Source organism: Janibacter massiliensis (assembly GCF_900289115.1).
Lineage (GTDB): Bacteria > Actinomycetota > Actinomycetes > Actinomycetales > Dermatophilaceae > Janibacter_A > Janibacter_A massiliensis.
Map to the genome: position 1 here is coordinate 698273 of NZ_LT985196.1, position 13778 is coordinate 712050.

General features: G+C 73.7%; 11 protein-coding genes. 3 read left to right on the top strand and 8 right to left on the bottom strand.

Annotation, left to right across the window (positions count from 1 at the left end):
* Positions 1-16: 16 nt before the first annotated feature.
* From DAA34_RS03485 to DAA34_RS03500, 4 genes are all read right to left on the bottom strand, one after another.
* Positions 17-1057: a protein kinase family protein gene (locus DAA34_RS03485; RefSeq protein ID WP_106817631.1), complete on the bottom strand. Its 1041-nt coding sequence runs from the start codon at positions 1055-1057 to the stop codon at positions 17-19.
* Between the two features lie 71 nt (positions 1058-1128).
* Complete coding sequence (gene murJ, locus DAA34_RS03490) at positions 1129-2934, bottom strand: murein biosynthesis integral membrane protein MurJ (RefSeq protein ID WP_106817632.1); 1806 nt, start codon at positions 2932-2934, stop codon at positions 1129-1131.
* Positions 2931-5078, bottom strand: coding sequence for a DUF6049 family protein (locus tag DAA34_RS03495; protein ID WP_158707583.1), 2148 nt, complete (start codon positions 5076-5078; stop codon positions 2931-2933). The genes murJ and DAA34_RS03495 overlap by 4 nt, the downstream gene beginning before the upstream one ends.
* A 38-nt stretch (positions 5079-5116) precedes the next feature.
* A complete protein-coding gene (locus DAA34_RS03500; RefSeq protein ID WP_106817634.1) occupies positions 5117-5596 on the bottom strand; it encodes an NUDIX hydrolase in 480 nt (159 codons plus the stop codon).
* Positions 5597-5710: 114 nt separating this feature from the next.
* On the opposite strand from DAA34_RS03500, the gene DAA34_RS03505 reads away from it, so the two are divergent.
* On the top strand, positions 5711-6004 hold the full coding sequence (locus tag DAA34_RS03505) for a hypothetical protein (protein WP_106817635.1): 294 nt from the start codon (positions 5711-5713) through the stop codon (positions 6002-6004).
* A 113-nt stretch (positions 6005-6117) separates the two neighbouring features.
* Here DAA34_RS03505 and DAA34_RS03510 read toward each other — a convergent pair whose 3' ends face one another.
* The 3 genes from DAA34_RS03510 to DAA34_RS03520 form a co-directional block, all read right to left on the bottom strand.
* Positions 6118-8235 (bottom strand): ABC transporter permease family protein, encoded by a 2118-nt coding sequence (locus DAA34_RS03510; protein ID WP_158707584.1) that lies wholly within the window; start codon positions 8233-8235, stop codon positions 6118-6120.
* 338 nt (positions 8236-8573) lie between these two features.
* Positions 8574-9254 (bottom strand): ABC transporter ATP-binding protein, encoded by a 681-nt coding sequence (locus tag DAA34_RS03515; RefSeq protein ID WP_234354091.1) that lies wholly within the window; start codon positions 9252-9254, stop codon positions 8574-8576.
* A gap of 63 nt (positions 9255-9317) precedes the next feature.
* A complete protein-coding gene (locus DAA34_RS03520) occupies positions 9318-9506 on the bottom strand; it encodes a hypothetical protein (RefSeq protein WP_106817637.1) in 189 nt (62 codons plus the stop codon).
* Between the two features lie 343 nt (positions 9507-9849).
* On the opposite strand from DAA34_RS03520, the gene DAA34_RS03525 reads away from it, so the two are divergent.
* The gene (locus DAA34_RS03525; RefSeq protein WP_106819761.1) at positions 9850-11334 is read left to right on the top strand and encodes a CCA tRNA nucleotidyltransferase; all 1485 of its coding nucleotides are present in this window, start codon (positions 9850-9852) and stop codon (positions 11332-11334) included.
* Positions 11335-11361: 27 nt separating this feature from the next.
* Positions 11362-12951 carry a serine/threonine-protein kinase gene (locus DAA34_RS12250; protein ID WP_234354092.1) on the top strand — a complete coding sequence of 530 codons (1590 nt, stop codon included), beginning with the start codon at positions 11362-11364 and terminating at the stop codon, positions 12949-12951.
* 16 nt (positions 12952-12967) lie between these two features.
* Here the strand turns inward: DAA34_RS12250 and DAA34_RS03535 are convergent, their stop codons facing one another.
* Complete coding sequence (locus DAA34_RS03535; protein WP_106817638.1) at positions 12968-13777, bottom strand: alpha/beta fold hydrolase; 810 nt, start codon at positions 13775-13777, stop codon at positions 12968-12970.
* Position 13778 lies beyond the last annotated feature (1 nt).

The following is a 13778-nucleotide window of genomic DNA, read 5'->3' on the forward strand; positions in this document are numbered from 1 at the left end:
CATTGTTTATTGTACGTTATTTTGTTTTATGAGTTCTAGTACCTACTATAGCATCACCTGATTTTTTTCCGGACACTATGGAATTCATAGAGGCGGGGGGGGGGGGTTGGTCTTGGTCGCTCGGCCCGGGGGAGAGGCGCCCGGCCGCCGTCGTGCCCGGAGCCGCCTCCGGGGCCGTCGACCCGCCGGTGGCGGGCGCGGCGGCGGTCGAGAGCCTCGAGCTGGTCCGCTGCACGGGGATGGGCGACCACGGAGCGATCTGGGCGGCGTAGTCCCCGGGGGAGACGGGACCGGCGTCCTCGCTCAGCGTCAGGCGGCACAGCGCGTCGAGGTCCCCCGGCACTCCGCCGACGACCTCCGACGGGCGCGCGAGGTCCCCGGCGAGCGTCATCGCCCGCGGCAGGCCCGCGGTGTCGCCGGAGAGGGGCCAGGCACCCGTGAGACCCGCGTACGCGAGGGCGACGACCCCGACGGCGTCGCGGCGCTCCCCGTCGTCGCCGTCGTCCGCCCCGGCGAGCGCGGCGTCCGTGCCCAGGCCGGAGACCTTCACGGCCCCCTGGGGGGAGAGCAGGACGCAGGCGGGGGTGAGCCGGCGGTGGTGCAACCCCCGACCGGTCCCCGCGTCGAGCCCCGCGGCCACCTCACCGGTGATCCGGCGGACCTCCTCGGCCGGCAGCGGACCCTCGGAGAGCACGTCGGCGAGGGTGCGGGCGCCGGAGCTGTCCTCCTCGACGACCCAGGCCCACCGCTCGTCCTGGCCGATGTCGTAGATGCGCACGAGGCGCGGGTTGTCGACGACCGCGCAGCGGCGAGCGGCGTCGAGCACGTCGGCGGCGCGGGCGGCGTCGTCCCGAGGGACGAGCAAGAGCGTGACGTCGCGGTCGAAGGTCGTGTCGTGGCCGACCCAGCGGGTGCCGCTCTCGCGCGTGGAGAGGGGTCGACGCAGCTCGTAGCGTCCGGCGATGAGGGTGCCCGGGCCAACCCCGTCCACGTGCAGCTCCTGGGTGTCGACGACATGCGGTCGGCACCGGCCGGTCTGGCCGGTCGGCGCTCGCAAGCGGCCATCCTAGGTGCAGGTCCCTGACAGCCGCCCGTGCGCGGCGTCCCCCCGCGCGCCCTCAGCCCGGCTCAGCCGCGGCGCAGGGGGAGGCGGCGGCCCACCGCCCCCAGGACCCGACCGACCGGTGCGACCGCCGACCAGGCGTCGGTGACCCCGAGCAGGCGGGCGACGGCCCACGTGAGCAGGAGCATCGCGATCCCCACGCCGCCGCCGACGAGCGTGCCAGGCAGGAGCGTGTCGCCGACGAGCATCGTCAGGGTCGTCGCGAACGCCCAGCCGATGACCCCCGCGAGGGCGGCGGCGACGACGAGGCGGAGGAGGTCCCCGAGCACCGGGCGCAGCCCCAGCGGGCCGAGGGCGCGCCGGAGGAGGGTGAACCCGACGAGGGCCGCGGCGAGGTTGCCGACGGACTGCCCGATGCCGACCCAGGTGGCGACCTCCCCGACGGGTCGGGTGCCGCCGTAGACCGTGAACGCGATGGACAGCCCCGTGACGAGCAGCTGGAGCGCGAACGGCGTGCGACCGTCCTCGAGCGCGTAGAAGACCCGCTGGACGAGGTAGAGCCAGCCGTACGGGACGAGGCCCGCGATCATCGCGACGAACACCCCGACGAGGGCGTCGGTCTCGTTGCGCGGGTTGAGGGGGAAGACCGCCTGGGTGATGAGCGGGGCGAGGACGATGCTCGCCGCGGTCACCGGCACCAGCAGCAGCGCGGGCGTGCGGATGCCCGCGCGCAGGTCGGCCCGCACGGACTCGGTGTCCTCGTCCGCGGCCGCCGTCGACATCCGGGTGAAGAGGGCGGTGACGAGCGAGACCGTGACGAGGGAGTGGGGGAGCATGAAGATGAGGAAGACGAACGAGTAGCCCGCCAGACCCGCGGTGTCCGGCAGCCCCGTGCGGGTCGCGCGCTCGGTCGCGGCCGTGAGGACGCGCGTGGTGACGGTGAAGCCGCCCTGCGCGACGACGAGCGCGAGGAAGGTCCACATCGCCATCCGCGAGGCGCCGCGCAGGCCGCTGCCGCGGATCCCCCACGACGGTCGGAAGGCGAACCCCGCGCGGCGCAGCGACGGGACGAGGACGAGCGCCTGGAGGACGATCGAGAGGGTCGCCGTCCCGCCGAGGACGGCGATCATCGTCGGCGACCACTGGTCGACGGGCGCGTGGAACGGCTGGTCCGTGAGATAGAACCACGCGAGCCCGGCGAGGGCGACGACGTTGGCGAGGGCGGGTGCCCACATGAACGCCCCGAACCGCCCGGCGGCGTTGAGGACCTGCCCGAGCAGCGTGTACATCCCGTAGAAGAACACCTGCGGGACGCAGATGAAGGCGAAGGTCGTCGCGAGGGCGGTCGCACCGCTGGGCCAGCCGGGGTCGACGTACAGCGCGACGAGCAGCGGCGAGGCCGCGGTGAGCACGACGGTCGCGCCGGCGAGGATCGTCAGGCCGAGGGTCAGGAGGCGGTTGACGTAGGCGGTGCCGCCGTCCTCGGCCTTCATCGCCCGGGCGATCTGCGGGACGATGACGGCGTTGAGGATCCCGCCCGCGAGCAGCAGGTGGATGATGTTCGGCAGCGTGTTCGCGACGTTCCACGCGTCGGCCGCGAGGACGCCGGTCGCTCCGACGACGGCGGCGGTGAGGGTGTTCCGCGCGACGCCGAGGACCCGGGAGGCGAGGGTCCCTGCCGCCATGACGACGCTCGAGCGGGCGATGTCGCCGTCGCTGAGGCCTCGGTCCCCGCGCTCCCGTGCGACCGCGTCCTCCTCGGTGGTCGGGAGGGGTTCGTCCGCCGCCGGCACCTGCGCCCAGCCGCCCGGATCGGCGGGGGCGCCCAGCAGGGAGCCGACACCCTCGTGGTCGTCGAGCTCGTCGCTCACGCGGATTCTCCCTGGGGGTCGGTCGGGTCGGTGCAGTCGGAGGTGGGGTCCGGCGTTGCGCCGGTCGTCGCCGCCCGGCGGGCGCGGTTGCGGGTCCGCCACGTGCCGAGGACGAGCAGCAGTCCCGCCGCCCCGCCGATCGCCCAGTAGATCCAGCTCCCGGTCGGGCGCAGGTACAGCCGCAGGCTCGCCGGTTGCGAGATGGCCGCGCCGTCGGGGGTCTGCGCCTGGACCCGGACGGGGACGTTGCCGGAGGCGAGGGCGGTCGCGCGGACGGTGACGGTCCGGCGTGCGCGCGGCCCGATGGAGATCGGCTCGGGCGGGGTGATCCGCAGCCGCCGGTCGCCGGGCTCGAGGACGATGCGGACCCCCTCGAGCCGGACGTCGAGCGTGTTGACGATCGTCACCTGGAGGCGGCCGTTGTCGGCGAAGAAGTTCACCTCTCCCGAGGAGATGCTGACCGCGCCCCGCGAGCCCCGCGCCTGGCGCTGGAGGGTGCCGATGGCGGAGAGCCACTCCCGGGGCGCCGTGCGGTACCGGGTGGAGGCGAGCTGGCGGGCCGCCTCCCGGACGTCCGCCCGATAGGACGAGCCGTCGCCGCGGACCTCGGCGATCGCCTCGAGGTCGGTGAGGAGCTGCTCGATCCGCGCCGACCGTGCGCCCGTGAGGACGGTGCTCCCCCCGATCGACGGGGCCGCCGTGCCGGAGGCGGTCGCTGCTGCGTCCGCGTCGGTGGCGGGCAGGGCGAGCGCGCCCGCCCCGTCGGCCGGGCGGCTCGCGGTGGAGAAGCTCGCCGGGGCGAGCCAGGGCGCGGCATCGCGGGCCGCGAGGGCGCTCGGCAGCCGGGAGTCACCGGCACCGCCGCGAGGCAGGGCGAGGACGACGCTCCGGTCCGTCCCGGCCGCCTCGGCGACGAGCGCGGCGCTGTCGGCGATGGCAGCCATCCGGCGGTCGGCCGAGGCCCACCCTGCGGGGTCGAGGACGAGGGCCCGGTCGTCCTGCACGGCGATCACCGCATCGTCCTCCCCCTCGACACGGTGGGCCGAGGTCGGCGTCAGCCCGGAGGCCGGGAGCGCGGACCCGGCGACGAGCTGTACCGGGTCCTCGTCGTCGAAGATCCCCCGCAGCGCGCTCGTCCTCTCCTGCGAGGTGAGCCCGTCGGCGGGCCACGCGACGTCGGCCCGGGCGCGGGGGTGCCGGCCGGCGACGCGAACGGCGGTGGCGTGCTGGCGGTCGACGAGCTCGCGGCCGGACTCGGACTGGGTACCGGCGACGACGTCGGCATCGCCCATCGGCAGGACGATCGACTCGTCCCGGGACATGAGGGCGCCCAGCGTGCGGGCCACCGCTTGACGCAGCCGTCGCTCGGCGGCGTCGGCGGTGCCCGCGCCGCGCGCGGCCCGGGCGGGGGTCAGCAGCGTGGGGTCGATCGCCCAGACGACGTCACGCCCGCGCCCGGCCTCGATCGCGCGGGCGATGCTCGAGCGGGGGCCGATCGCGGCGCGCCACGCCTCGAGCCGGGCCTGCCCGCGCGGACCGAAGAGGGTGGCGTCGGGCGGGAGGGTCAGCGGCACGAGCACGGCCTGCCGGAGGGGGACGTACTCCTTGGCGCGCTGGAAGCCGAGGAAGGTGTGGGTCGGCACGATGGCGTCGGACTCGTCGAACTCGGTCGAGGGGTCGTCGGCGAGCTGGAGGCTGACGGGCACCGCCCCCCACGACGACGGGGCGCGCTGCGCGAGCCGCGGGACCGTGACCCGCACCCCGCGGCTCGCACCGGGGCGGATCCGGCCGTCGATGCGGGTCTGGCCGAGGACCGGGCCGGTCGCGAGGTCGGTCGAGCCCGCCCAGGCCCGGACCGCCGCTCGCCCGGTGCCCGGGGTGCCCTGGACGACGGTGAGGACCGGGTCGGTGAGGGTGCGTTCCGAGGAGTTGCGGACGACCACCCGCACGGTGACGCTCTGCGACCCCCGGGCGACGAGCGGGGACACGTCCTGGGTGAGCACGTCGCGGGCGGCCGTGGTGCTCGCCGGCGTTCCCGCGCCGGCGGCACGGGCCGGGGCCATCGCCGCGTCGGCGCGGGTCGCGGCAGGGGGACCGGCGAGGCCGGGCACGGCCGTCGCGAGGGCGAGCACTGCCCCTGTCACGGCTCCGACCACCCGGCGCCGCCGCCTCGCCAGGGACATCAGGCGTCGCCGGACAGCCGCAGCCACGCCTCTCGGGCGATCCGGCGCTCGTTGGGGAACGTGAGGTGGCGGTGCGCCTCGTCGAGCGGCAGCCACGCGACGTCGATCGCCTCGTGGTCGGGGTCGTTCTCGATCGTCAGCTCCCCGCCGGTCGCCTCGAGAAGGTAGTGGTGGACGTACTTGTGGATCCGGCGGTCGTGGGTGGCGAACCAGTAGTCGATCGTGCCCAGCTCGATGAGGACCCGGGCCTCGATGCCGGTCTCCTCCGCGACCTCGCGCGCCGCGGTCTGGGGGAGGGTCTCCCCGTGCTCGATGTGGCCCTTCGGCAGGCACCACTCGACCCGCCCCGCGCGGTTGCGACGGGCGATGACGGCGATCCGCGCGCGGCCCTCGTGCACGTCGACGACGATGCCCCCGGCCGACCTCTCCTCCACGGCCGGCAGGCGCCGACCGGTGCGGGAAGCGGGGAGGCTGCTCATCCCGCAACCTTAGCGTTGATGCCGGTGTGGCTGCTGGGACGAAGCCGGTAGCCGCTAGCGTGACCGACGACGGGGGCCGGTCCAGGGTCTCCGCGGACCGGATCGGCGCACCGGATGACGAGCGAGCAGTCCCGCGCCGTGGCGATCGCCCTGGGTGCCGGCATCCGGCTGTTCGCCGTGATCCTCGCGCTGGCGGCGTGGTTCCTCGCGAGCCTGGCGGGCTGGGCGGATCACCACACGAGCAACGGGGGCCCGGCGTGGCAGCGGGCCGCGGTCTCGTGGGGCGCCGTCGGCGCCCTCGTGCTGGTGCTGGTCTCCCTCGTGCCGACCCGGGTCGCGCGTGTACTCGCGACGGTCGCGCTCGCCATCTCCGTCGTCGCGGTGGTCGGCGCCTTCACCCTGCCCTGACGGGGGTCCGGCGGTCGTCGCTCCGCGCCGAACGTCTCAAGAACCCAAGCACATCTCCACCTCACCCGGCGACACCGCCGGCGTTCCCCATCTGCAGACCGAGAACCACGTCCTCATTCGTCGCGACCGACCACACCGAGTCCCGGCGGGCGGTGACGGTGTGCGGTGCGAGGCTGCCACGTGGGGGGTTGGTGCGCTGCGTTCTGCCCGCTACGTGAGGCTGAGGCTGAGGCTGCGGCAGCGGTGGTGGCGAGGATGCTGGCGGCGACGACGGAGCCGACGACGGGCCAAGGGATGGTGAGCACGAGCATGGCGTTGTCGACGAAGAGGGCGGGTACGGCGACTGCAACGATGGCGCCGAGGATGGCCCATGCAATGGCGGTCAGTAGCGGGTGGCCGATGTAGGCGGCGGCGACCTGACGGGTGTACGCCGCAGGGACGCCGACGGCCCGTAGGCCGGTGGTGATGGGGGCGAGGTCGGCGGAGATGCGGCGGGCGACGACCCAGGCCATCGCGGCGACAGCGAGGGCGAACAGCCAGGAAGCGCCGGTAAGCCAGAGGGGGAACTTGGTCGTGGGTGGCATCCGGGGGGTGAACAGGTAGCCGCTGTCGAATCTCCCCAGTTGGGGTGCGGCCTCGGCACGGTCCACGTCGGCGCGGGTGGGTGCTTCGTACACGAGGTTGGTTCTTGCCGCGTGCAGAGCCTTGTCCGGCAGGTTCCGGTCGAGGGTGATGGCCTCGACGAACGGGGAGAGCGCCGGAGCTATGGGGACGGTCGCCGTGTCCTCGGGGCGCCAGTGGCGCCCGTCGGGATCGAGCGTGAAGGTCGTCGGTCCCGCCTGGGGGAGCAGGACCCCTCCGCGGGTGAGGACGGATCGTTGGTGCTCGTCGAGGGAGTGGCCGAGGAGGCGCTCGACCTCCCCGGCGTCACGAAAGCTGGTCAACGGCCCCATGGGTTCGTTTCGAAAGCCCGGCACGCGGAAGACGACGGGGTCGTGTAGGCCCGAGGCGTGCTCGAAGTCCCGCCGGACACCGGCGGGGACGGTGCTCTCGTCCAGCGGTTGAAGCATGACCCGGTCGGCGGGTAGTTCGGGGACGTAGTGGGCGGCAGCGTAGGCCTTCTGGGAGGCCAGCGTGGTGGCCAGGCTGAGTGCGACGACGCTCGCGGCGCATATGGCGAGGGCGACCGTGGAGACGAGGCCGCCTTGGGCGCGGATCTTTCGGGCGGCGAGGTCGGCCGGGGGACCGAGCCGGGCCAAGAGACCGGTGGTGGCCGTGATCACGTCCGGGGTGAGTGTTGCCCAGGCGAGCGCCACGATGACGACGAGCAGGGATCGCACGACCTCGTCCTGCGCGGATGGCCCGACAAGCAGGATCGCGGCGCAGGACAGTGCGACGGTGAGGGTGCGGCGGAGCGTGGTGAGGACCTTGCCGCCGCGGCGCGCGGTGGCGCGGTTGGTCTGGGCGCGTTCGGGCCGGGTGGTCCACAGCCCGACCACCACCGCGGCGACGGTGGGGATGGCCGCCAGGCGGATCGCCTCGGCCCAGGGGAGGGACACGTTGGGCAGCTCGCGCCCGGTGATCTGGGGCATGAGCGGACGCAGGAGCAGCGCCAGGGCGATACCGACCAGGGCGCCAATCACCGCGCTGGCGGCCGCGCTGACGCCATTGGCGATGGCCGTGGCCGACGCCAGGGCGGAACGGGGGGTGCCGATGGCGCGGAACGTCGGGGCGTGCGTGCGCACCCAACGGCCGCTGAACAGGGCCAGCAGTGCACCGGCCCCGACCAGCAGGAGGGTCGACGGACCCAGGTACAGCAACGGTTGTCTCGTCAGCAGGGTCGACCGGTGGCCGACTGCGAGGTCACTGCGGGTGACGACCTCCGGGTCCTGATCCGGGTCGAAACTGCTCTCGGTGATCGCGGACGCCGTCTCCCTAGGGTCACCGCCGCCGCTCCAGTAGGCGACCGGGTTCGTGGACATCGAGGGGTAACGACCGATGATGGATGCGTCGAGGGATGCCCAGGTGCCCGGGGACGCATACAGGGTGCGCCCCTTCAGGGACTCGGCGGACCGCACGACGCCCACGACGTCGAAGGTGACGACCTCGTTGTCCAGCACGAAACGTTGGCCGGGTGATGCGCCGGTCGCGTCGCTGACGGCCACCTCACCGGCTCTGGTGGGCCACCGGCCCTCGATCAGGGTGTCCCGGGACGGGAACGGGCGATCCACCCATGGCCCCTCCCTGTACCAGACCGCGTTTCCCGCGGTGTCCTCGAACAACCCCTGCAGCCCGATCCACCCGTTGGCATGGCGGTGGGTCAACGCAGCCCGCTCCCGCGTCGTCGGCCCGTGACCGATGTCAACGGGCCGCCACCCCTCCACCGAGGCGTCGGCCTCACCCAAGCTCCAGCCGACCCGTTGGTCCACAGACCGCACGAACGCCGTGCTCGCCGTCCACGTGAACGCCAAGAGCGCCACGACGACCCCGACCAGACCGATGCTGCGGCGCAGGGCCGCGCTCCGACCGAACGCCCGCAGCACCGGTCCGCTGCGTGACAACCTGCCGGTCACCACTGACCCCAGGTCGACGGCTCGGGCACGAAACGCCCATCCTCCATGTGCAGCACCCGATCGGCTGCACCAGCCACACGGGGGTCGTGGGTCACCACCAGCGCCGCCACCCCGTCCGCACACAACTGCCGCACCAGCTCGACGACCGCCCGCGAGGAGTCGGTGTCGAGGTTGCCGGTCGGCTCGTCCGCCAAGAGCACGCGTCGCCCACCGACCATCGCCCGGGCGATCCCGACGCGCTGACGCTGACCGCCGCTCATCCGGTCCGGCACCCGATCCTGCAAACCCTCCAAGCCGACCCGCTCCAGCATCTGCACGGCCTGGGCGCGCGCCTCACCGCGCACCACGCCGGCCATCACCAGCGGGAGCTCGACGTTCTCCACCGCCGTCAGCTCCGGCACCAGGAGATGGTCTTGGAAGACGACCCCCACGTCCTTGAGGCGAAGGGCGGTGCGGTCGCGCTCCGAGCGGCCGACCATCTCCTGCCCGAAGACCTCCACACCGCCCTCCGCGCCGTCGAGGAGGCCCGCGACCACGTGAAGCAAGGTGCTCTTGCCGCACCCACTGGCCCCCATCAGTGCGACGAATTCCCCGGCCGTGACGGTCAGCGACACCCCATCGACCGCGACGAGCCGCATCTCGCCCTCGCCGTAGGACTTCCGCACATCCCGGACCACCAGAGCACCAGAGCCGACACCTGCCACCGTTCCCCCCAATGTTGTTCGACCGACGCAGTCAGATCAGCAGGAGTTGTTCATCCGCCACGACTTCATGTCGTCGTTGTAGGCGGCTCCCACGAACGACACCTCCCTGCGCGCCAGCATGTTGTAGCAGTCACCTCGACCGTCCCGCTCGTCGTACCAGGCGCCGTTGCGCGAGGTGGGGTTCTCCCACGACGACATCGTGTTCGGAGCCGACACGTTGGTCACCGGCTGTCCTGCGGTCTTGGCCGAGATCAGGCCTTGAAATCCAGAGTTGACGTAGGAACATGCCTTCGTCGTGCCGGGACACAGTCGCGGGTTCCCTGCCGTTGCTGGGGATGCTGCAAGCGCGAACGAGGCCCCGATCGCCACAACGGCCAACGTATTGCCAACACGCATGATGTTTCATCCCTTGGTGGATGCCCCGCTTTCGGGGCTGGAACGCAGCCTTCAGGACAGAAATGAACCTCCGGCGTACCCCCCCATGAACAGCAGGCGAACGTGGCGACGGGGCTGGTCTCACTGGTGGTGAGGGACATCGTCCCGGCCACGCCCTACCCTTGTGCGCACGATGACTGACCCCACGACCGGTGCCCCCGCCGTCCCGCCCGAGGTGTACCGCGAGGCCGCCGGACGGCTCGCCCCGGTCCTGCCGGTCCTCACCGATCTCGGCGAGCGCTTCGCCGCGGCGGGTCACGACCTCGCGCTCGTCGGTGGTCCGGTCCGGGACGCCTTCCTCGGTCGGACGAGCAACGACCTCGACCTCACGACGAGCGCCCGGCCCGACGACATCGAGCCGATCCTCGCGGCGTGGGGCGACACGACGTGGGACATGGGGCGCGAGTTCGGGACGATCGGTGCGCAGCGCCACGGCGCGGCCCCGGGCGGCGGGGACCTCGTCGTCGAGGTGACGACCTACCGCGCCGACGCCTACGACGGGCAGACCCGCAAGCCGGTCGTCGCGTTCGGCGACGACCTCGAGGGTGACCTCGTCCGGCGCGACTTCACCGTCAACGCGATGGCGCTGCGGCTGCCGGACCTCACGTTCGTCGACCCGCACGGGGGGCTGCTCGACCTCGCCGCCCGTCGGCTGCGCACCCCCGCACCGCCCGAGGTCTCCTTCGGCGACGACCCCCTGCGGATGATGCGCGCGGCCCGGTTCGCCGCGCAGCTCGGACTCGTCGCGGCGCCCGAGGTCGTCGCCGCGATGACCGAGCGCGCGGGGACGATCGAGATCGTGTCCGCCGAGCGGGTGCGGGACGAGCTCGTCAAGCTCCTCCTGGCCGACACGCCCCGGCCGGGCCTGGGGCTGCTCGTCGACACCGGGCTGGCGCAGCACGTCCTGCCCGAGATCCCGGCCCTGCGGCTGGAGATCGACGAGCACCACCACCACAAGGACGTCTACGAGCACTCGCTCACCGTCCTCGAGCAGGCGATCGACCTCGAGGGCGGCGACGTGCCCGGGCCCGACCTCGTCCTGCGCCTGGCCGCGCTGCTGCACGACATCGGCAAGCCGGCGACCCGCCGCTTCGAGGACGGTGGCCGGGTGTCCTTCCACCACCACGACGTCGTCGGCGCGAAGCTCACGGCGAAGCGGATGCGGGCGCTGCGGTTCGACAAGGAGACGACGAAGGCCGTCGCCCGGCTCGTCGAGCTGCACCTGCGCTTCCACGGCTACGGCGACGGGCAGTGGACCGACTCGGCGGTGCGCCGGTACGTCACCGACGCCGGACCCCTGCTGTCCCGGCTGCACCTGCTCACCCGCGCCGACTGCACGACCCGCAACCGGCGCAAGGCGCAGCGACTGGCCGCGGCGTACGACGACCTCGAGGCCCGGATTGCCGAGCTGCTGGAGAAGGAGGAGCTCGGGAAGGTCCGGCCCGAGCTCGACGGGCACGAGATCGCCGCGACGCTCGGGATCAGCCCCGGACCGGTGCTCGGCCGGGCGTACGCCCACCTGCTCGAGATCCGCCTCGACGAGGGGCCGATCGGCCAGGACGCGGCCCGCGCGCGGCTCCTCGCCTGGTGGGCGAACCAGCCGGAGTCGACCGCCTGACGCGTCGCCGGTCTACGCTCGGTGCACGTGACGACGCCCCTGCCGCCGGACCTGCCGGGCCTGACGCACGTCCGGCTCCTGGGGTCCGGCGGGTTCGCGGACGTGCACCTCTACCAGCAGGAGCTGCCGCGGATGCTCGTCGCGGTGAAGATCCTGCGCGCGAGCGCCGGGGCGAACCTCGCGCAGCAGCTCGTCGACGAGGCGAACACGATGGCCGAGCTCGCCGAGCACCCGTACATCGTGACGATCTTCCGGGCCGGCACGACGGTCGACGGCCGGGCGTACCTCGTCATGGCCTACCTCCCGCAGCCCAACCTCGCCGTGCGGGCGCGCACCCAGCCGCTGTCGGTCGCCGACGCGCTGCGCACCGGCGTCCAGCTCGCCTCCGCGGTCGAGACAGCGCACCGGGCGCGGGTGCTGCACCGCGACATCAAGCCGGCGAACGTCCTCATGTCGTCGTACGGCACCCCCGCGCTCGCCGACTTCGGCATCGCCGGCCGTGCCGAGACCCTCGGCTCCGAGGAGGAGATCGGCCTCTCCATCGCCTGGGCGCCCCCGGAGGTCCTCCACGGGCTCAGCCACGGCTCCGTCGCCGCCGACGTCTACTCGCTCACCGCGACGATCTGGTACCTGCTCACCGGCCGCACCCCCTTCGAGCAGGTCGGCGGCGACAACTCCGAGGACGCGCTCGTGGCCCGGACGACGCACGAGCCGGCACCCCGGACGGGCCGCGCGGACGTCCCCGAGTCCCTCGAGCGGCTGCTCCAGCACGGCATGGCGAAGGACCCGGCGCGCCGACCGCGCTCGGCCCTCGCGCTCGCGACCGACCTCCAGGCGATCGAGCAGGAGCTGCGCCTGCGGCGGACCGACGTCGTCCTCCTCGACCGGGGGGTCGACGAGCATCCCCACACCGCGACGGGGGCCCCGACGCGGGTGCGCTCGGTCCCGGCGTCGGGCGCGACGACCGACCCGAGCCCCGCGCCGGCCCGGGAGGCCGAGGCGACGCCCGCCCGCCGCCGCTCGTGGTGGCCCGCCGCGCTGGCTGGCGCGCTCGCCGCGGGCCTCCTCGTCGGCGGCGGGGTCGTCGCCGGTCGACGGGTCTTCGACGACGGCAACGCCAGCGCGAGCGCCCCGCCCTCGTCCGACGCCTCCTCGCCCACGGCCGGCGGGACGTCGACGGGGTCGACGGGCGACCCCTCCGCGTCCACCTCCGCCACGGGCGCGGCGCCGACCGCCGCGCCGACCGCCTCGACGACCGGCGCCGCGACGATCGACCGGTGCGTTGTCGGGACCTGGCGAACGACGCGCCACGAGGAGCCGGCGCTCGGGATCACCTCGCTCGATCGCACCCTGCGGTTCACCGAGGACGGGCACCTGACGATCACGTACGACCAGGCCCGGGCCGGCGGCGCGGGGATGGTCTTCGACGGCACGGTCGAGTACCGGGTGACGACCTCGAACGGGACGATGTCGTTCGAGCTGCTGCGCAACGGCCTCACCCTCGACCCGCCGAACCCCATGGCCCAGCCCGGCACCGGCAGCGTCCGGTACACGTGCTCGGAGAGCACCTTCACCCAGTCCGTGCCGGGCTTCACCTCGGACTACGAGCGGGTCTGACCCGCTGCGCCGAGCCTCACCCGTTCAGGCGCGCGAGGGCGTCCTCGACCCGGGCGATCGTGCTGATCCCCCCGCCGGGGACGGCCTCGAGCCGGGCCCCGGGGATCCGGTCGGCGAGCCACCGCGCGTGCGCCACGGGCACGAACGTGTCGTGCTCGCCGTGGACGAGGCGGACGGGGGTCGTGATCGCGGCGAGGTCGAACCCCCACGGCGCGACGAGCGCGAGGTCGTCCCCGACGACGCCCTCGGTGCCCGAGGGGTCGGCGACCTTCTGCTGCCACTCCCACCACGGTCCACGCATCGCTTGGATGTCCTTGAGGTGGAACATCGTGATGTCGAACTCGTGGGGCTGGTCCAGGAACGTCACGAGCGCCTCCCGGCCCTCCATCGCGGCGCGGGTCTCGCCCGTCGGCAACGGTCCGGCGCCGGCGAACCAGTCGAGGCCCTCGGCGTCCAGCGGCGCGGGGGTGGACAGCGCGGTGACCCCGGCGACCCGCTGCGGGGCTACCGCCGCGAGCGCGAGGCCGTGGATGGCCCCGGCGCCCAGGCCCACGACGTCGACCCGCTCGACCTCCAGCGCGTCGAGGACGGCGACGGTGTCGGCGACGGCCTCGGCGATGGTCCGCACGGGGGCAGGCTCGGAGCCGCCGTAGCCCGGCCGGTCGAACGACATCAGGCGCAGGCCGTGGGTCGTGGCGAGCCGGGGCAGCGGCGCGGCCAGGTCGCCCCGGGTCCCGGCGCCCGGGAGCCACAGCACGGGACGGCCGTCTCGCGCGCCGCTCTCGTGGGCGCGGATGCGCCGCCCGTCCGTCGTCGTGATGTCCATG